Origin of the sequence: Streptomyces sp. NPDC002935, from assembly GCF_040611295.1 — a bacterium.
GTDB lineage: Bacteria > Actinomycetota > Actinomycetes > Streptomycetales > Streptomycetaceae > Streptomyces.
Genome location: NZ_JBEXNW010000019.1, coordinates 100,726 through 119,492, shown reverse-complemented (window position 1 = coordinate 119,492; position 18,767 = coordinate 100,726). Strand labels below are relative to the sequence as shown.

Annotated in this window: 12 protein-coding genes; 7 read left to right on the top strand and 5 right to left on the bottom strand. The window is 71.6% G+C overall.

The window, feature by feature from the left end; genetic code table 11:
- Positions 1-362: 362 nt before the first annotated feature.
- Positions 363-497 carry a hypothetical protein gene (locus ABZX90_RS25315; RefSeq protein WP_355208298.1) on the bottom strand — a complete coding sequence of 45 codons (135 nt, stop codon included), beginning with the start codon at positions 495-497 and terminating at the stop codon, positions 363-365.
- Positions 498-872: 375 nt separating this feature from the next.
- Between ABZX90_RS25315 and ABZX90_RS25310 the strand changes: the two genes are divergently transcribed.
- From ABZX90_RS25310 to ABZX90_RS25295, 4 genes are all read left to right on the top strand, one after another.
- Positions 873-2,294, top strand: a complete 1,422-nt coding sequence (locus tag ABZX90_RS25310; protein ID WP_355208296.1) for a lipase family protein — start codon at positions 873-875, stop codon at positions 2,292-2,294.
- A 296-nt stretch (positions 2,295-2,590) separates the two neighbouring features.
- Entirely contained in the window at positions 2,591-3,454 is an 864-nt protein-coding gene (locus ABZX90_RS25305; RefSeq protein WP_355208294.1) for a glycoside hydrolase family 16 protein, read from the top strand.
- Positions 3,455-3,602: 148 nt separating this feature from the next.
- Positions 3,603-6,557 (top strand): hypothetical protein, encoded by a 2,955-nt coding sequence (locus ABZX90_RS25300; RefSeq protein WP_355208291.1) that lies wholly within the window; start codon positions 3,603-3,605, stop codon positions 6,555-6,557.
- 261 nt (positions 6,558-6,818) lie between these two features.
- Positions 6,819-9,614, top strand: coding sequence for a hypothetical protein (locus ABZX90_RS25295; RefSeq protein ID WP_355208288.1), 2,796 nt, complete (start codon positions 6,819-6,821; stop codon positions 9,612-9,614).
- A gap of 108 nt (positions 9,615-9,722) precedes the next feature.
- Here ABZX90_RS25295 and ABZX90_RS25290 read toward each other — a convergent pair whose 3' ends face one another.
- From ABZX90_RS25290 to ABZX90_RS25275, 4 genes are all read right to left on the bottom strand, one after another.
- The gene (locus ABZX90_RS25290) at positions 9,723-10,592 is read right to left on the bottom strand and encodes a nuclease (RefSeq protein WP_355208285.1); all 870 of its coding nucleotides are present in this window, start codon (positions 10,590-10,592) and stop codon (positions 9,723-9,725) included.
- A gap of 166 nt (positions 10,593-10,758) precedes the next feature.
- Positions 10,759-12,207, bottom strand: a complete 1,449-nt coding sequence (locus ABZX90_RS25285; RefSeq protein WP_355208282.1) for a metallophosphoesterase family protein — start codon at positions 12,205-12,207, stop codon at positions 10,759-10,761.
- 164 nt (positions 12,208-12,371) lie between these two features.
- Positions 12,372-13,202 (bottom strand): aldo/keto reductase, encoded by an 831-nt coding sequence (locus tag ABZX90_RS25280; RefSeq protein ID WP_355208279.1) that lies wholly within the window; start codon positions 13,200-13,202, stop codon positions 12,372-12,374.
- A 231-nt stretch (positions 13,203-13,433) separates the two neighbouring features.
- Positions 13,434-14,591 carry a S1 family peptidase gene (locus ABZX90_RS25275; protein ID WP_355208276.1) on the bottom strand — a complete coding sequence of 386 codons (1,158 nt, stop codon included), beginning with the start codon at positions 14,589-14,591 and terminating at the stop codon, positions 13,434-13,436.
- Between the two features lie 487 nt (positions 14,592-15,078).
- Between ABZX90_RS25275 and ABZX90_RS25270 the strand changes: the two genes are divergently transcribed.
- From ABZX90_RS25270 to ABZX90_RS25260, 3 genes are all read left to right on the top strand, one after another.
- The gene (locus ABZX90_RS25270; RefSeq protein ID WP_355208273.1) at positions 15,079-16,239 is read left to right on the top strand and encodes a serine/threonine-protein kinase; all 1,161 of its coding nucleotides are present in this window, start codon (positions 15,079-15,081) and stop codon (positions 16,237-16,239) included.
- 268 nt (positions 16,240-16,507) lie between these two features.
- Positions 16,508-16,684, top strand: coding sequence for a hypothetical protein (locus ABZX90_RS25265; RefSeq protein WP_355208270.1), 177 nt, complete (start codon positions 16,508-16,510; stop codon positions 16,682-16,684).
- A gap of 282 nt (positions 16,685-16,966) precedes the next feature.
- Positions 16,967-18,721, top strand: coding sequence for a tetratricopeptide repeat protein (locus ABZX90_RS25260; RefSeq protein WP_355208267.1), 1,755 nt, complete (start codon positions 16,967-16,969; stop codon positions 18,719-18,721).
- Positions 18,722-18,767: the final 46 nt, after the last annotated feature.

The following is an 18,767-nucleotide window of genomic DNA, read 5'->3' as shown; positions in this document are numbered from 1 at the left end:
GGTGGGGGAGTGTCCCCAGCTTCCGGGTGCTGTCGCGACCACGTCAATGAGTTGGACTAGACCAGATAGGTCTTTGGACTAGACCATGCCATCCCTTTGCTCAAGTCGCCGTTCGCTTCTCGTCCCTTGTGGGGCGCGAGGGGGCGATTCGCCCGTCGCGGGTCCGTCGCCCGGGTGCGGCCCTGCTCCAACGGGCCAGGCCCGGTGGGCGGTTGTCGGTACGGCGGGCGCGCACCGTTGCCCCGCCGTCCCTGCTCGGTTCGGCCGTCGGCGGCATCGCGAGCCCCTCGGAAATGACGCACGCAGACATCTTGTCACTGAGTGACATCCACTCCTACTCTCCAGATGTGACTCGGTAGTAACTAGAGGGCGTCGAACGGGACTTCGGCGTCCTTCGCTGTCGAGGGCACGTACAGGAACAGGGCACCACGGGACAGCACAGGACGGCGGAGCGGCAGCCACGAGCACCAGGGCTCCGCCGTGCACAGAACCCTCATGACATGCCGCCTCGCCCGCACGGCGTACGACGTGCGGGCGGGCGCCGCACTGCGCGCCGCCCGGCCGACGGCGCGCGTGCGGCGCCATCGGCCTGCCCACGTCAGCGATGCGGGTCGGGCCGTCGTCCTGCCCATGTCCACGGTCCGGGCGGGTCCGTCGTCCTGCCATGCCCGCGGTCCGGGCGGGTGTGGTCGTCCTGCCCACGTCCGTCCCCGGACCCTGCCCTTTCGCGCGCACCCAACCGACTTGAGACCGCCCCCGGAGTCCACCGGTGGCGGCTCTGTCGGCGCCTTGACCAGAAACGGTGTCACGCCATGGACGCCGTCGGCCGCCCGCACGACCCCCACGTTTTGACGAAGCAGGGAGTGAGCCGCATGGAACGACCCCACAGCACCCATCAGCCGCATCCGGCGTCCAGCCGACGTCCCCACGCAGAGCGGCCTTTGCCCTCCGCGCACCCCGGGCCCGCCGCACCGAATCGCGCCCGCCTCCTCGCCACCGCCCTCGCGGCCCTCGCCTGCCTGAGTGTCCAGGCGATCCCCGCCGCGGCCGCCGGCCCGGACGACGTGGTCTCCCGCGGCGTGACCATTCCCGCCTTCTACACGCCGCCCGCGAGCCTCCCCTCGGCCAACGGCGCCCTGGTCCGCAGCGAACCCCTTCCGCTCGCCCTCAGCCTGCCGGGCCTCGACGGTCCGCTCCCCGGCACCGCGACCCGCCTGATGTACAAGTCCACCGACTCCAACGGCCAACCCGTCGCGGTGACCGGCGCCTACATCGAGCCCTCGGCCGCCTGGAAGGGAAGCGGCCCGCGACCGCTGGTGGCCGTCGCCCCCGGCACCATGGGCCAGGGCGACCAGTGCGCGGCCTCCATGGGGCTTCAGCACCCGCTCACCCTGAACGGCGACACGGTGTCGGTCGGTTACGAGGACCTCGCGATCTACCGACTCCTGGCCTCCGGCACGGCGGTGGTCGTCACCGACTACGTCGGACTGGGCGCGACCGACCGGCTCCACACCTACGTCAACCGTCTCGACGGCGGCCACGCACTCCTCGACGCCGTCCGCGCGGCCCGCGCGCTGACCGGGGCGTCGATCACCTCCGCCTCACCCGTCGGCCTCTTCGGCTACAGCCAGGGCGGCGGCGCCAGCGCGTCGGCGGCCGAACTCCAGCCCTCCTACGCCCCGGACATCACGCTGGCCGGCACCTACTCCGGAGCACCGCCCGCCAACCTCACCGAAGTGATCAAGGGCATCGACGGCAGCGCCCTCGCCGGTGCCCTGGGATGGTCCCTCAACGGCTTCCTGCAGGCCGACCCCGACCTGCGGGCCATCGCCGACGCCCACCTCAACGCCGCCGGGAAGGCCGCGCTGAACGACCTGACCACGATGTGCGTCGGCGACGCAATCTTCGGATACGCGTTCAAGAAGAGCACGTCCTGGACGACGAACGGCGAGTCCGTCAGCGACATCGTCGACAGCACACCGGCACTCCAGGCCACGCTCGACAACCAGCGCATCGGCAACCTGAAGCCGACCAGTCCGGTACGCCTGGCCACCGGCATCCAGGACGACATCGTCCCGCACGCCCAGGCACGTCAACTCGCCGTCGACTGGTGCCGCAAGGGCGCCGACATCACCTACGACGCCATCAATCTGCCGAACCTCGGCGACAGACTGCTCACCAACCATGTCGCGCCCCTCATCACCGACCAGGGCGACGCCATCTCCTGGCTGACCGACCGCCTCGCCGGCAAGCGCGCCGTCTCCAACTGCTGGACGATGCCCCTGCAGCCCTGAGCCTACGTGCCACGGGCCCCGGCGCGGATCCGAGCCGGGGCCCGCAGGACGCCATCGGACCCGGACCATCCGCATCGAGCCGTGTCCACGGGGTGGTGTCGCCCCTGTCGTGACGCGAGGATTCTCCTTCGCGGGGTGCCTGCTGCCGCGGACGGTGTCCGGAGCGGTTCTCGGCGACCTGGTGCGGGGGAGAGCGGCGGCGTCCGCGAGAGCGGCGGCGTCCGCGCGCCGAGGAGCGAGGGAGGCTTCCGATGGGTTCACACGCGGCGCCGTACCGACGCGGCCGCGCTCTGCTCATGCCTCTCGCTCTTGTCCTCTTGGCCGGCGCCCTGTTCTGGGTTCCCCGCGCCGACGGAGCACCCCGCTCGGCGGATGCCTGCCGCAGCACGAGCACCGTCCTGCCCCGCGGTGACTGCGGGCCGTTCTGGCAGGTCCTCGCGGAGGACTTCAACGGCGACCAGGTGCCGCTGGGTTCGTTCAGCGACTGCGACCACCACGTCGACACGTCGGGCGCCTACTGCGGCGGACTGAGCGGCACGTACCGCGACAACTGGTGGGCGTATCCCACCGGTTGGCGGGACACGGCGAACGACCGCGGCCGTGCCGTCGCCGGCGCGTACCACCCCGAGGACACGGTGAGCGTCGGTCCCGGCGAGAACGGCGACGGGGTGATGCGCATCCGCATGTGGCGCCCCGAAGACGGAGGACCCGTGCACGCTGCGGCGCTCGTACCGCGTGCGGTGATGCAGATGGCGTACGGCAAGTACAGCGCTCGTATCAAGGTGACGAAGGTGGCTCCCGGATACAAGTCCGCATGGCTGCACTACGGCGGCGGCTGCGAGATGGACCACCCCGAAGGAGAGTGGACCGGCACCCTCACCGCGTTCCACCATCCGTGCGGAGGGGGCGAACAGGGCTACTTCCCGAGCGGCGACGACTGGACCGAGTGGCACACCGTCTCGACGGAATGGACACCCGGACGGGTGCGCTTCTTCGTCGACGGCCGCCAGACGGGCGAGGACACCCGCGGGGTTCCCTCGGCACCCCTTTCCTGGGTGCTGCAGAACGAGAGCGCGCTCGAGGGCCCCGGCGCGGCGCCGGGCAGCAGCGCCGAACTCGACGTCACCTGGGTGGCCGCCTACGCGTACGGGTGGAAGTGACCGCCGGCGCCTGTCCGTCCGGGCGCGTCCGATCCGAAGGCAAGCGGCCTTATTCGCTCAATGAGCGCCTATTAGAGGCAAACCGCCTTGAATCCGTCCGGCCGTTCCTAGGCTCGCCTCCTGTTTCTCAGCATCCGGGAGGCCCCGCGTGCCCCAACCCCATCGGACGGACGAGCACGATCTCGTCCTGCCCTGCGGTTTCGACGACATCGTCCGAGTGATCGACCGCTACGTCGTCGACCGCCGCACCGGCATCCCGCCCAGGCGGCAGAGCTCACGACACCGGCTGCCCGCCCTGTTGTTCGCCCGCGAGCAAGCGGCCGATCCGGCCGCGGCGGGCGGCAGCCCGGCGGGCGTCGCGACGGACGACACCGGGCGGGGCGAACCGGATCCGGCACTCTCGGCCCTGGTGCACGTCTACCACCACCGCCTGGTACGCCTCAGCACCGGTGAGACGGGCCACTTGGCCAGCCTCGCACCGCATGCGCTGGTCGACGAGGAGCTCCTCGCGTGCGACCGCCCCGGCGAGGACGGCGAGGGGCAGGACGGCCCGCACGTACGGCTGCTGGACCGGGTGGCGCGGCAGCTGCGTGTCACCATGCCGGACGGCTCCGGCACCCTGCGGCTGACCGAGTTCGACGCCTGCCTGTCGGTGCTGCGCGCCGACGTCGTCCCAGGGGATGTGACGGACGAACGGCGGGCCCTGCGGGACACGATCTACGACAAGTATGCCTGGAAGTTCGGGTTCGCCGCCGAGGTCACGCGCCTCGGCGAGGAACTCGGTGCCAAGCAGTGGTCCGCGATCACCAAGCTGGTGACCACGCCGCTGGCCTGGCTGTGGCGGTGGTCGTACGGCGTACGGATCGACCGAGGTGCCCGCTTCCGGTGGGTCGGCGGGATGCTGGACGAGCCGGGGCGCAGCTTCCTCAACGCCGCGATGTCCCTGCGCGACGCCCATCTGCGTTCCAGGGCCCAGGACAGGGCCGGCCAGGAAGCACCGGCCGACGCGGACGCGCCGGCCGCCGCGGCCATGTCCGCGGTGTCCGCCGTGGCGGCCCGTGACGAGGCGGTGGTCCGGCAGGTCCTGCTGACCGCGCTGATCCACGACCTGGCCAGGGCGGCCCGGCCGCCGGCGTGGAGTGTGCGCAGGCCACGGCGGCGATGGCCCTTCGTCCTGCTGCTGCCGACCGTCGGCGGCGACGGCTCCCCGAGCCGCAGACTCCTGAACTCCTTCTTCGCCGTCTCCGAAGACGTCGGGACCTGCCCGCTGCTCGTGCTGGGCGCCGCCACAGGTGACCTTCCCCCGTACGCCGTCGGTCTGCCCCGGCACGGCGGCCCGTTCCACGGCACGCGGCACAGCGGGAACGGCACGACCGTCACGACGGCTCAGGCGGTGGCGTCGCTGCTGGCGGAGGGCGCTTCCGGGCAGCCGGTCGAAGCGGTGCGTGTGGTGCCGCTGTCACGCGTGCCCGACAACGGGGCGACGGCCGAACGGCCGGTCGTGCGACGGACCGTGCGCTCCCGCGACCGGCGCGCCGGCGACTGGCTGCGTCCGGTGGTGGCCGCCGTGGCCGTGACGACGGTGGTCGCCGCGGGACTCTTCCAGGTTGTGAGGCCCGGCGAGACCCACTCCCGTACCGAACCCGACCCCAACCCCCCCGCCACCGACACCTGGTGTCCCCGCGTCAGCACGGGAGAACGCGTCGGGATCACCGACGGCAGCGACAACTGCGAGCTCGCCCATGGCCTGTACGCGCCCGAACTGCGAGAACTGGAAGCCCGGCTGGGCCGCCAGAACGCGGGCGTCGACCGGACCAAGCCCTATCGCACCCTGGTGTTCTTCGCTCCGCTGAGCGTCGGCTCCGCCTCACGCCGCACCGTGCCCACGGGATTCCAGATGCTGCGTGGCGCGCTGCTCGCGCAGCAGCAGGTGAACGACCTGAACCTCAAGTCCCAGATGCCGATCCGGCTGCTCGTCGCCAACGCGGGGGAGTACTTCGCGTTCGGATCGCACGGGGGACTCAACACGACGAACCACAGTGGTGTGGACGTGGCCCGCATGATCGTCGACCGGATCCACCGGGACCACATCGCCGGCGTCATCGGTCTCACACAGAGCCGTCCGGAGTCCCTTCAGGCAGCCATCGAACTCGATGCCCAGGGCGTCACGGTCCTCGGCACCGGCGTCTCGGGCCAGCCCATGGTCGAGGGCGACTCCCCGGTGTCGTACTTCCAGCTCTCGGCGCCGGACGCACGTGTGGCGCGCATCATGGCCTCCTTCGCCCGGCACTCGCCCCGGCTGGCGGCCCTGACGAAGATCGGTCCGGGGCATACCGCGCCCGCCGCCGTCGTGGTCTTCGACCCCCACGACGCGTACTTCAGCACGGACCTCAAGACACGGTTCACCGCCGCCTACCGTTCGGCGGGGCCGGTCTACCCGGTGCCGTACGGCGAATCCTCCAACAACAGTCAGACACCCTCCGTGGCGGCCGGCATCTGCGCGCTGATCCGCAGGACGGACGGCTTCATCCTCTACGCGGGCCGATCCAGCGTCATGCACGACCTGTTCTACTACCTCCAGGACGACAAGCAATGCCGTACGCACCAGGGCCGCGTCGCCGTGCTCGCCGAGAGCGCCGCTCCCAATCTGGTGCTGCACCCGGAGATGATGCCGCAGGAGTACGGCTCGCTCAGCCTCTTCTACAGTCAGTTCAGCCTGCCCGACGCCGACGGACCCTTCGTCAGGAACTTCCGCACATCCTTCGACGTCTCCTCCGACAGTGACGCCGCCGCCGGCTACGACGCGGTGAAGGTCTTCTTCAAGGTGATGAACCAAATCTCGGTCACCGACCCGCACTTCACCCCCAGCGCCGTCGTCACCTTCCTCCAGTCGACCGGAGTCACCGACTACGTCGGAGAGTCGGGGATCATGACCATCGGCAAGGGCCACAAGTACCCGGTGTACAAAGAGGTCGACATCCGGGAGATCACCGAGGACGGCACCAAAATCACCGACCTGACGTGCGGAGCGGTGTCCGCGAAGGCGGCCGCGGTGACGCGCTGGGGACCTTCCGGGAGCTTCTTCTGTCCGGAGGACGACTGAGATCGGCCCCGGATCACGCGTCCGGGCACGGCGGCCCGGACGCGTGACCCAGGTCGGCCCCCCACTTCGCCCCTCTCGCCGGTGTACCTCCTCGCCTCGCCGGACGGCCCGACTCCGCTTCGATGCAAGGGAGTTGAGGCAGTGATACGTCGGTGACATGAGGCAACCCTTCGGCTTCGCAGTCCGTCCTCGTGGGACGGGGAGTGCGCTTCGGGACCGACGGGGCGACGGGGGTGTATGCCGACCAGGAGGAGAACAACCTTGTTTCGTGTCCGGCGCATAGGGGTCGTGGCCGCGGTGTTGCTCGCCGCGGTAGCGGGATCGCCAGGAGCGGCCCAGATACCGGAGGCCGCAGCCGGCTCCGCGAGATCCGCGGGGCTCGCAGCGGCCGCGGACACCGACGGCGGGCTTCCCGCCGGGTGGAGCGTCACCGGCGAGGGAGCGGCGCGACAACTGGTCTGGCGCTCGGACGGGCCGGTGCCCATCAGCGATTCCGGCGTCGCGTTCTATGCCGGGGACCGCTTCCTGGGCCGGCCCGTCGGAACCCAGGACGGCCGCTCCTTCCGGCTCGCGCTGAGCGCGGCACGGCTCGGGAATCCGTCGGACCTCCAAGTACGGGTCGGCGGACGGCGCCTGGACGCGGCGGGCGCCGAACAGGACCGGCCCGCCGGGCAAGGGCCCGGACTCGCGGCCCAGCCCTCGACCCGGCTTCCCGCCAACCCGGTCGACCCCGGGAAGCCGGGCACCTATCGCACGGCCACCGGCGACTACGCGCTCAACTCGGTGCGCCTGCCCGGCTTCTCCCAGCCCGTGGAGATGCGCGCGGTGGTGGTCGCGCCCATGAACGCCCCGGGACACCGTCCGCTGGCACTGTTCCTGCACGGCCGCCACGCCACCTGCTACACCGGCCACGGCGACGAGGTCGGCGGCGAATGGCCCTGCCCCGCGGGCTCGAAACCGATCCCGAGCCACAAGGGCTACCTCGGCGCCCAGAAGCTGCTGGCCTCGCAGGGATACGTCACCGTGTCCATCTCCGCCAACGGCGTCAACGGACAGGACTACGCCGCGGAGGACGGCGGCGCGCAGGCCCGATCGTCCCTGGTGCGGCAGCACTTGGCCCGCTGGGCGGACTGGGTGGCGCACCCGGCCTCCGCACCCGCGATCGTACGACGCGCGTCGCCCGCCGACCTGTCGCGCGTCCTGCTCGTCGGCCACTCCCGCGGCGGCGAGGGCGTTAACCGGGCAGCCATGGACAGCCTGTACCGCGCCCCCGCCGACCAGGACGGCTACCGAGGGCCGGTGCGCTGGCACATCCGGGGCACCGTACTGATCGGACCCACCATCTTCGGGCAGAACCCGACGCCCGACGTACCGTCCGCGACGATCCTGCCCGGCTGCGACGGCGACGTGTCCGACCTCCAGGGCGAGATGTACGCGGACGCGACACGCGGTGTCAGCCGCGGCGCCGCCCTGCACAGCGCCGTCTACGTGGTCGGCGCCAACCACAACTTCTTCAACACCGAGTGGACGCCGGGCCAGGCCAAGGCGCCGGCGGACGACGACTTCTGGACCGGGGACGAGCGGGACCGGGTCTGCTCGCCGGGTACCGCGACCAGGCTGACGGCTCGTCAGCAGCAGGCCGCCGGCGCGACCTACATCGCCGCCGCGGCGCGGCTGTTCGTCGCCGGTGACGACCGCGTACGACCGCTGCTCGACGGTTCGGGGCGCCGCGCGCCCTCCGCCGACCCCGCGCGGGTTCTCACCCACGCCGTCGGCGCTCGCCGCACTCCGGCGTTCCTGCCCGACGGACCGGTGTCCGTCGACGGCGGCCGACTCTGCCAGGAGGTGGACGACGACGAGTCCGCGGCCTGCCTCAACTCCGCCGCGCACGGCGTCTCGCCGCACTTCGCCCACTGGGAGGCATCGAAGGAGCCGGGCCGGCGCGCCGTGGCACTGAGGTGGACGGCCGCCGGCTCGACGGTCCGGGTGCGCTCGGCGAGGCCGGTCTCGGTCGCCGGAGCCGAGGCCCTCGCGCTGCGCCTGATCGTTCCGCCGAACACCAGGGACACCCAGCTCGACGTCACCCTGACCGACACGTCCGGCCACCGGGCGACCCTGGGGCGGGTCCACCTCGACGGGCTGCCCGGAACCGACCGCACCGCCTCCCACTGGGGCCAGGAGGTCAGGGTGCCCCTGACCGCCGCCACCCGCGCGAGGGTCGACCTGCACCACGTGACGGCCCTGGGACTCGTCCCGCGCACCCGCTCCGGGCGGGCGTGGCTCATCGACTCGTGGGGATGGCGTGCCGGAACCCCCGCCGTCCGGGCCGCGGCCCTGCCGCGCGTCGACATCGGCCGACTGACCGTCAAGGAGGGCGACTCGGGCGTCCGGACCTACCACGTGCCGGTGAATGTCTCCGGGCACGGGAGCGGCAAGGTCCGGCTGTTCGTCGCCGATCCGGAGACGGGCCGGGCCACCTCGCGCGAGATAACCGTGCGGCCCGGCCACAGCCCCGACGTGAAGGTCGAGGTCCGGGGCAACACGCGCTTCGGCTACGACCTGTCGCACGACGTCTTCGTGAAGGCGGTCCACGGTGCGGTGATCGGTGCCCACCGTGGTGGTGTCCTCGCGCAGAACGACGATCCGGCGCCCACCACCACGGTGACCCCGGCCGCCGCCCGGGCCGCCGAGGGCCAGGCGCTGACCTGGCGGGTGTCCCTCTCCGCGGTGTCCGACGCGGACGTCCAGGCCGGCATCGAGGCCCTGCGGGTCACCGGCGGCGCCGAACTGTCCACCACCGACGTCGATCCCCAGTGGCTGCGGGAGAACTCCGGCGAGGGACCCCTGCCGTCACGGCCACTGTCCCAGCTGAGGGGACTCAGCCTCTTCGTCAATGTGCCGGCCGGCGAAACGGGCGCCGAGATCACCATCCCCACCGTCACGGACACCGCGACCGAGCCGGAGGAGACGGTACGGCTGCGTCTGACCGTCTACGACGGGACCGGTGAGTCGCACGACGGGCCGGAGTTCACCGGCACGGTGCACGACCCCTCGTAGACCGTCGCCTGCCCGCGCGCCGACCGCACCCGGACCCATGAGGTCCGGTCCCGGGCCTCCGGTCGGCGCGTGGGACGGGCACACGGGACCGCGCGACCGTACGAGCCCCTACTTCTCGTCGAAGACGAGGTCCTCCGAAGGACGGTTGAGCCGCACGGTGTTGCCGTTCGTGACCTCCACGACCGTGTCGAAGCCGGTCCACTGCCCGGCGGAGAGGACCAGCAGCCGGTCCTCGCGCTGCTCCAGATAGGCGCGGAAGCCGTCCAGGGACGGGTCGCCGTCGTTGAGCTGGAGGTAGTCCGCCAGCCGTCGGAAGAGCTTGGGCAACAGCACCGCGGAGTCGGTCAGCGTGGACCGTCCCTCCACCTTCGCCCCGCTCCGGGTCTGGTCGGCGGGCCAGAGCCCCCGCCCGTCCTCACGCGCCTGCCGGGCCGCACCGGACAGCTCCTGACGGAGGTCGACGAAGAGGTTGCGGTAGAAGGTGGGGTACGCCAGGCCTTCGGTGAGCTGGTGGTGGTTGGCGGTCTGCCGGAGATGCTCGGTGGTGACGGTGACGAGCCCGCCACTTGCACCCGGGGCGTCCGTCCCGCGGCCCGCGAGAGCCACACAGCGTCCGTGGACGTCCGCACTGCGGGTCAGGATGTGGCCGGGTACGGATTCGGGCGCGCTCCGCTTGACGATTCCATTGGTGCCGCGCTCCACCTCCTCGAAACCCAGCCAGCCGAGCAGCGCGTCCGCCGCCTGACCGGCGTACGGGGCCGGCTGATGGAGTTCCGGCCCGTGCGGCGGGCGGTAGTGGGTCTCCAGGGTGTCGATCCCGTCCAGCCGGAGCTGGGCCCCGCCGGCCCGGTTGCGGCGCACCTTCCGTCCGTGCAGCAGGTCCCACTCCGCGGGATCGTCCGGGACGAAGCGGACCGAGTCGCCGTCGGGGCTGGCCCCGACGATCCTGTACGAGCCTTTGATCAGCAGCATCGGCATGGCAGTTCCCCCATCGGTCGCAAGGCCCCTCCACGATGACCCGCCGCGCGGCCCGCCGCACCCGGGCGGAGCGCGATGGGTACCCGAAGTCATGCAATGAGCGGACCGCACCACCGCGTCCTGCCGGACGCGGCGTACGACTACGCGGGGGGCGGCGTACGACGGGCTACTCCTGGACGGCGCCAGGGGCGGCGCCGCGGACGGCGCCGGCCGGGAGGCGCGGGGTGATACCGGACAGGTCGCGCACCGCGACGCAGTTGCGGTCGCGGACCGACCGGCCGAAGGCGTACTGCGGCCACAGGCCCGCCGCCACCCGTCTGCCCCGCTCACTCCATTCCCTGGCCGGCTCGCTGTTGCTCCGGTAGTAGTTCAGTGCGTAACCCCCCGTGTGGACGCGCAGCAGAACGAAGCCGCCCGGGTAGTCCTTCGCGGCGCCGACCTCCTGCAGGGTGACATGCCGGGCCTGAGGAAGGACGGTGTGCTTGTTGCGGTGGGTGTGCCCCGCGTGGTGGAGGAAGACGCCGGGTGCCATGGCGTAGGCGTCGAGGATGCTCCGGGCCTGGCGACGGTTGAGACGCTGCCCGCTCGTCACCGGAAAGGCCGAGTGGCGAACCGTCAGCGGATGATGCCCGAAGATCACGGTGGGCCGCTCCCTGTCTTCCTTCAACCGGGCCCGGAACCAGTCCAGTTGCTCGGGCGAGAGCGCTCCGGCGTCACCGCCGTGCCCACGCTTGTCATAGGTGTCGAGACCGACGATCCGCAGCCCGCCGAGATCGTGGGTGAAGTACGCGGGACGGTCGGCGCCGAAGAAGCCGTGCCGGAAACTGTCGCCGCCGGACTCTCCGGGGTGACGGTCCCCGGGCCGGTCGTGGTTTCCCCGTACGACGAAGTAGTCCTGTCCATGGGTGCCGAAGCGGTCGAGGATCCGTTTGGCCTCCAGCAGATCGCGAGGTGCGCCACCGGCGGATATGTCCCCCGCGGCCAGCAGATGGTCGGCGCCGCGCCGACGTGCCTCGTCGACCAGGGCCCGGGCCATGATCTTCGGATACGGGGCGAGGCCGTGCTCCTGTGAGACGCCGCGCAGCAGTGGCACTCCGGCCACCAGACCGGCGGTGGTCTCCCCGAGGTGCAGGTCGTTGCAGAGCGCGATCGACACCAGATGGCGGCCCGGTGGCGGTTCAGGCGTGGTGAAGCAGTAGGGGCCGCCGCGCGAGCCGGTTCCGTGCGGGGAGGTCCCCACCGCGTTGCCGCGCACCAGGGGCAGCGGCGTGGGCGTGGCCGCCGAACCCCGTGAGTGTGCTCGGTAGTAGTAGGTCTGGCCGGGTTCCAGATCGGTCAACTCCACCGTGTGGTGGGCGGTGTGGCGGCCTTCGGAGGCGGTGCGGTTCAGCCGGGCGGGATGGGTCCCGTAGAGGACTTCGCCCTCGGTCACGGCCGGGAGCAGCGGACCGCGCCCCTCGGCGGTCGGTGTCCCGGTGTGCCAGGTGATCACGGCGCGGTCTTCGAGGAGAGTGACCAGCTCCAGATGGACGGCGAACACGGCGCCGGGTGCGCGAGGCGTGCGAGCGGGTGCCGTACGACGCTGGACGACGGCGGGAAAGCGTGGGCATCGCATGCCGGATGGGTGCCCACGCGCGGTGAACGGCGACGGTGCCGCTGGGGGCGGGAACCTGAAGCGACGCCGTGAGAGCGATGTCGCAGGCGGGCTGTCGAGGGACCGGAAGGACACCTCCGCGCCGGTGTTCCGGCGCGGAGGCCTGACGCGCCCGCCTCGACCCCTCAGAACTCCTCGTGCGTGGTCGGGTCACCGCCGAGGCGCCGCCGCGGACGGTCGCGGACGGCGGCCATCTCGGCGGGAGTCAGCTCGAATCCGAAGAGGTCGAGGTTCTCGCGCTGCCGCCTGGCGTCGGCGGACTTGGGGATGGGGACCGCGCCGAGCTGGGTGTGCCAGCGCAGCACGATCTGGCCGGGCGTCACGCCGTGCGTCTCGGCGATCTTCCCGAGCGCCGGATCGCCCAGGAGGCTGCTGCCACGGCCCAGGGGACTCCAGCTCTCCGTGATGACGCCCTTGTCGGCGTGGAAGGCGCGCAACTCGTCCTGGGGAAAGTAGGGATGGAGCTCGATCTGGTTCACCGAAGGCAGGACTCCGGTCTCCGCCTCCAGCCGGGTTAGATGGTCGGCGGTGAAGTTCGAGACGCCGATCGAACGCACCAGGCCGTCGTCACGGAGCTTGATCATCGCCTTCCAGGAGTCCACGTACTTGTCCACACGCGGCAGGGGCCAGTGGATGAGGTAGAGGTCGACGTAGGAGAGTCCGAGACGGCTGCGGGACTCCTCGAAGGAGGCCAGGGTCTCGTCGTAACCGTGATGCCTGCCCGGCAGTTTGGTGGTGACGACGAGCTCCTCGCGCGGCACGCCGGCGCGCGCGACACCTCGTCCGGTGCCTGTCTCGTTGCGGTAGTTGGTCGCCGTGTCGATGAGCCGGTAGCCGATGCCGAGGGCCTGGCTCACGGCTTCCTCGGCCTGTGCGTCGTCCATCGGCCAGGTGCCCAGGCCGACGGCCGGGATCTTCGTACCGTCGTTGGCCGTGTGGGCCGGGATGCTGATCACGGGGGAGCCTTTCCGAATCTGCGGAGGGTACGTTCCCATCGTGCACGGCGGCCGCCGCCCCGGCGACGCGGGCGCGCCCCCGTGGACAGGGTGCTCCCGGCGGGCACTCCACCACGGCGGCTGGTCCGTGCGAAGGCCCGCCACCCCCGGTGGCGGGCCTTCGTCTTGCCCGGTCCTCGGGCACCTCGCCGCCGCACCGTTCCTCTTGGCCGGCGGGCCGGTGCCGTCGGGTCACGCGGTGTGGAGTGTGAGCCCGTAGCGGTTGAGGATCTCGTTCACCGGCTGGTACCAGGTCTCGCCTCCGCTGCTGCAGTTGCCCCAGCCCCCGGAGGTGACGCCCTGGGCCTGGTCGCCGCTGATGAACGAGCCGCCCGAGTCGCCGGGTTCGGCGCAGACGCTCGTCTTGGTCATCTGGTGCACCGCGCCCTGGCTGTAGTTGACGGTCTCGTTCTTCGCGAGGACGTTGCCGCAGTGCCAGTGGGAGGTCGAGCCGGAGCGGCAGATCGACGCTCCGATGGGGGCCTCGCCCGATCCCCGGACGAGCTGGTCGGAGACGGTGCCCCAGCCGAGGACGACGGGAACCGTCCACCAGCCGCTGCCCACGTTGACCCAGGCGTAGTCGTTGTCCGGGAACGACGAGCCCTGGAAGTTGCCGATGTAGCTGCCGTCCCAGCCGCTGACGCCGGCGCTCGGCCGACCGCAGTGGCCCGCCGTGACGAAGCCGCCGTACACGGAGAAGCCTATGGAGCAGCGGACGTTGCCGGTGTAGTAGGGGTCGCCGCCCACCGTGCCCGCCGCCAAGGTGCTGGGCGCCTTGTCCGTTTGCTGCAGGCTGACGGGACCGGATGCGCGGGCCCGGGTCACGAAGTCCCGGACATCGTTGTCATTCCTGTGCGTGGAGACCACGTTGATGACGACCGAGCTGGACTTGGGGTCGACGTGCCAACTGCCCACGCCGGCCGGTGCGTCGAGCGCGTCGATGCGTGCCATGGTGGCGTCGAGCTGCCGCTGGCTGTGCTTGACGCGGGTGACCCGGGCGCCGGTCGCCTCCACGGCTTCGCGCGATCCGGCCCCGGTGAGGGCCACGACGATTCGGCCGCTCTTCGCGTCGAACCAGGAGCCCCCGTACGAGGTACCGGCCGCGCGCCGGGCGGTGCGCTCGACGCCGCGTGCCGCTGTCTCGTCGGCGAGCCTGACGGTCGCCTGCTGCTTGGTGAGTCCGAGGTCGTGCTGCATGGCCGTGATCAGCGCCGAGGAGGCGGGTTCCCGGGATGCCGAGGCGGGGGAGAGGGGGGCTTCGTCGGCCGCGGCCTGGGTGAGTCCGAGGGTCGCGACGCTGATGAGCAGGCCGGCGGACACGGCGGCACGCAGAACTGTGGTGCGTCTCAAGGGAGTTGCCTTTCGTCGATCCGATGGTCGGTGAGTGGGGCGAAGGGCAGGAGAGAGCGCTCTCAGAGGTGCGTGAACGAGGGTAGTGGGTGACCGTTGTCAGGTCCATACCAATGCGTGGCCGCTCTCTCGGCCTGCGTCCGGGGGCGCGGAGGTTCTTTCGGAATCGCCCCGGAGGCCGGTTCGGAATGGATCGGGAGCCCGCTTCGCTGGAGTCGCGGCGGCGGCCCGCGAACCTCCATCCTGTCCGCTTCCGTACGCCCTCGTCGGAGAGTCCGGGACGGACCTTCGGTGTCACTTTCGGTCAATGTCCGGTGGCACTCCGACCGGTTCTCCGTGATCTTGAGGCCGAGGGTGAACAGCGTCTGATCACCGTCGTGTTGGCAGTAGGCTCAACCTGCTGCGGCGCCCCGATGATCACTCCTGCTCGGTAGGGCATTGACCCGTGGCGATCGACGAATCTCAACGGCGTGAGGATGAAGCACAAGTGCTGATAGCGGGGCGGTATCGGCTGCAGACCACTCTCGGGCGGGGCGCGATGGGGGAGGTGTGGCGGGCGTACGACGAGATGATCGGCCGGTCCGTGGCCGTCAAGCTGCTCCTCTCCCAGGACGCCGACCCGACCGCCGCCGCCCGGTTCCGCCTGGAGGCGCAGACCGCGGGCCTGCTGAACCATCCCCACGTGGTGGGCGTCCTGGACTTCGGGGCGTACGAGAACCGGCTCTTCCTCGTGATGGAGCTTGTCGACGGCGACAGTCTCGCCCATGTCCTGGCCACCGCCGGGACGCTCTCCGCCGAGCGGGTCGCACGGATCGCGGCTCAGGCCGCCGCGGGACTCGCCGCCGCTCATCAGCAAGGCATCGTGCACCGGGACATCAAGCCGGGAAACCTGCTCCTGGACGCCGAAGGAAGCCTCAAGATCGGTGACTTCGGGATCGCCCGCTTCCTGGACGATCCGGCGGGTGGCCTCACCGCGACCGGGCAGATCGTCGGCACAAGCCTGTATCTGGCTCCCGAGCGGGCCCTGGGCAAGACCGCCGGGCCGCCGTCCGACATGTACTCCCTCGGCTGCGTCCTCTACCAACTCCTCACCGGCCGACCGCCGTTCCAGGCCGGCAGCCCCGTCGCGGTCCTCCACCACCACCTGGACACCGCCCCCACGCCGCCCCGGGAGCTCGGCGTCGACCTGCCGCCCGCCTTCGAGAACTACCTGCTCGGCCTTCTGGCGAAGCAGCCCGACGACAGGCCGACCGCACCTCAGGCAGCCGCCTGGTACGGAACGGGCGCCTGGCAGGGGCGTCCCGAGCCGCTCCCGGCCGCGGTGCCGGAGCCGGGGCGCCATCGGCAGGACCTGAGAGCCGCCGGCCCCGCGACCACGTACGCCCTGCCGTCGGTGGTGCGGGACACCTCCGGTGGCCACCGGTCGCGCCGCCGTCGGCGTCCGGGAGTCGGCGAGCTCCTGACCGATCGGCCGAGAGCGGTGGGCGCGGCCGCCGGTGCGTTGGTCTTTCTCCTGGCGGTGCTCGTGGGCGTGGCGTGGTTCTCGCCCGACAGCAGCTCCGCGGAGACCCCGCAGCCCGGCCCGGCCGGCACGGTGAGCACGACTCCCGCGGCCTCGGGGCCGAGCGCCGCTCCTACGGGTTCGTGATCCCCCATGTGTGCGGCCACGGGGCGGCCATGTGTGCGGCCATGTGTGCCGGATGTTCGTGATGTCACGCCATAGGGGCCTTCGGGGCGCCGTATCGCGAGGCGCCGCAGATGGTGTTGATATGGCAACTCCCCTGCTTTTATGGGGAGTTCGTTGTTCTGGCGCATGTGAGACTGGCGTTTTCGTGCCACCGTCCGCTGTTCCTTCCGCAGGTCACGGCGGATAGAAAGCGCCCCGTGACCTCCTACGTACCTCCTCGCCGCTGTCGGTGTCGTACGACGACGGTGCGACCTGGACTCCGGCCCGGACGAGCGGCAAGTCCCGTTCCTGGAGCGCCTGTTATGACGCCCCGCACCACGGTTATGTGTCGCTGATGGCCGAGGGCTGGGACGACCCGGGCAACCGCATCACCCAGGAGGTGATCCGCGCCTACGGCCTGAAGTAGCGCCGACACGTAGTCCGGACAGGTAGCCCCGACACGAAGTCCGGAAAGGTAGTCCGGACACGGAGGCTGTCGCCCCGAGTTATCGCGTCGCCCACTCCCGGCGACCGATGGGGCGACAGCGTCCGTACGTATTCGTCCGGACGGAAGGCCAAGGCGGGGCCGAGGCAAGGGCGTGCGGGGAGCAGCCGAGCGCACGCGCCCCGAGTCCGCGTCCGAGATGCCGCGCAACCACCAAGGGCGCTCGATCGTCCTCTGGTTGACGATCCCGGAGGGGAGGCGCTGATGGGGCTGGTGCGCGCACTGCTGCCGTTGTCGCGGGCGGCGGCCCGGCTGAGTCCTCGTCCGGGGCGGCGGCTGCACGGCGCCGCGCTGACGCGCTGCCTCGCCCCCGACTGGGTGCTGTTGCGGCCGGCATCGCCGACCCACCGACTGGCCTGGGCCGAGGAGGCGGTGGCCGTGTACCGGGCGCTGGTCGAGGCAGGGGATGTGCGTCCCCGGGACCGGGACCTTCTGGCCCGCAACTTGACCCAGCACGCCTCGGCGCTGCTCCTCGTCGGCCGCTCCGATCAGGCGTGCACGTCGATGGACGCGTCACTCGCCGTACCGGGCGCGCGGTGGTCGCCGGCGCAGCGGGCGCACCTCCTGCACCTTCGGGCGCAGGCGCAGTTCGATCTGGCGCGGCTGGACGAAGCGCTGGGCTCGACGGGGGAGTGTGTGGCCGCGTACCGTCGTCTCCTCCCCACGCGCAGGGAGCGGGCTCTCGGCGGATTGCCGGGCGCGTTGCGCACGTACGCGCTGGTGCTGCAGGCCCTGGATCGCACGGAGGAGTCCGTGGCCGTCTACGAGGAGTGCGCCGGACTGCTGCGGGCCATGTCGGTACGGGAGTTGGGGCGCGTGACGCTGGTGCGGGCGCGCGTCCTGAGTGAACTGGTCGCCGGATTGCGGTCGTTGGGCCGGTATGCAGAGGCGCTGTCCGTCGGCCGGGAGGCGCGGGACGCTGTCGACCCGATCATGGTGTGGGCCTTGCCGGACTACGTACGGCCCTTGCGCGTACGACTTTTCGCGGATCTGGCCGGTTGCCTGGCGGTCACCGGCGATCTGCCCGCGGCGCGGACGGCCGCGGAGGAAGCCGTCGCCGAGGCCCGGGCCCTGACAGGCCGGGACCGGGCGGCGGGGGAGCCGTGGCTGGTCGTGACGCTCGAATGCCTCGGCGACCAGCTCGGTGAACTGGAGGAACATGCGGCGGAGTTGACCGCGCGCCGGGAAGTGGCGGACCTGCGCGCCGCCCTCGCCGCCGAGCGACCGGATGTCCACGACCCTCTCCTCGCCGCCGGCCTTGAGCGGTTGGCCGACTGCCATGAGGCGACGGGTGACCGTCGCGCGGCCGTGGGGGCGAGGGAGCGCGCCGTGGCCGCGTACCGGCGTGCCGGGGGCCTCGACCCCGCCGTGCACGAGCCGGAACTCGCCCGCGCGCTGTCCGACCTGAGCCTGTTTCGACAGGGTGACGGAGACCTCGACGGTGCGGTCAGGGACGCCCGGGAAGCGGTCGCCCTCACGCGGCACCTGGCCGAGTCCGATTGGCAGACCTACCACGCCCTGACGGCGCGCCGGCTCCGTGTGCTGGGCCGGGCCCTTCGCCGCAGCGGCGACCACGCGGCGGCTGTCGCCTGTTACGAGGAGTCGGAGTCCATCCTGGACGGCGAGTCGACGGGTCCCGGAGCGAACCACCAGACCTCAGCCCTCGCCGCCACTCGTTCCGGCCTCGCCCTCGCGCTCGACGAGGCCGCCGGCGCCCATCTGACCGAGGGTCGTTCCGACGCCGCGGTCGCCGCGTTGTGCTCCCTGCTGGCTCTCACCCGCCGCACCGACCAGACGTCCGTCCACGCCCGCTGTGTCGCCGCCTTCGCCCATGCCCGCGCGGAGCACCGCGACACGGTCGTACCGGCCTGGAGGCGAGCGACGGGGGAGGACTTCCCGACGTTCGTGTACCGCTGGTCCGGGGCGGAAGGCGGCGATCGGCTGCCGAACGGGAGCTGAACCCGGTGGCGGTGGCGGATCGGACGGATCCACTACAGACCGGGCG

Excerpts from the sequence above, each read along its gene's own strand:
- ABZX90_RS25315 (WP_355208298.1), bottom strand. The coding sequence starts at position 497 with ATGAGGGTTCTGTGCACGGCGGAGCCCTGGTGCTCGTGGCTGCCGCTC.
- ABZX90_RS25310 (WP_355208296.1), top strand. The coding sequence starts at position 873 with ATGGAACGACCCCACAGCACCCATCAGCCGCATCCGGCGTCCAGCCGA.
- ABZX90_RS25305 (WP_355208294.1), top strand. The coding sequence starts at position 2,591 with ATGCCTCTCGCTCTTGTCCTCTTGGCCGGCGCCCTGTTCTGGGTTCCC.
- ABZX90_RS25290 (WP_355208285.1), bottom strand. The coding sequence starts at position 10,592 with ATGCCGATGCTGCTGATCAAAGGCTCGTACAGGATCGTCGGGGCCAGC.
- ABZX90_RS25285 (WP_355208282.1), bottom strand. The coding sequence starts at position 12,207 with ATGCGATGCCCACGCTTTCCCGCCGTCGTCCAGCGTCGTACGGCACCC.
- ABZX90_RS25260 (WP_355208267.1), top strand. The coding sequence starts at position 16,967 with ATGGGGCTGGTGCGCGCACTGCTGCCGTTGTCGCGGGCGGCGGCCCGG.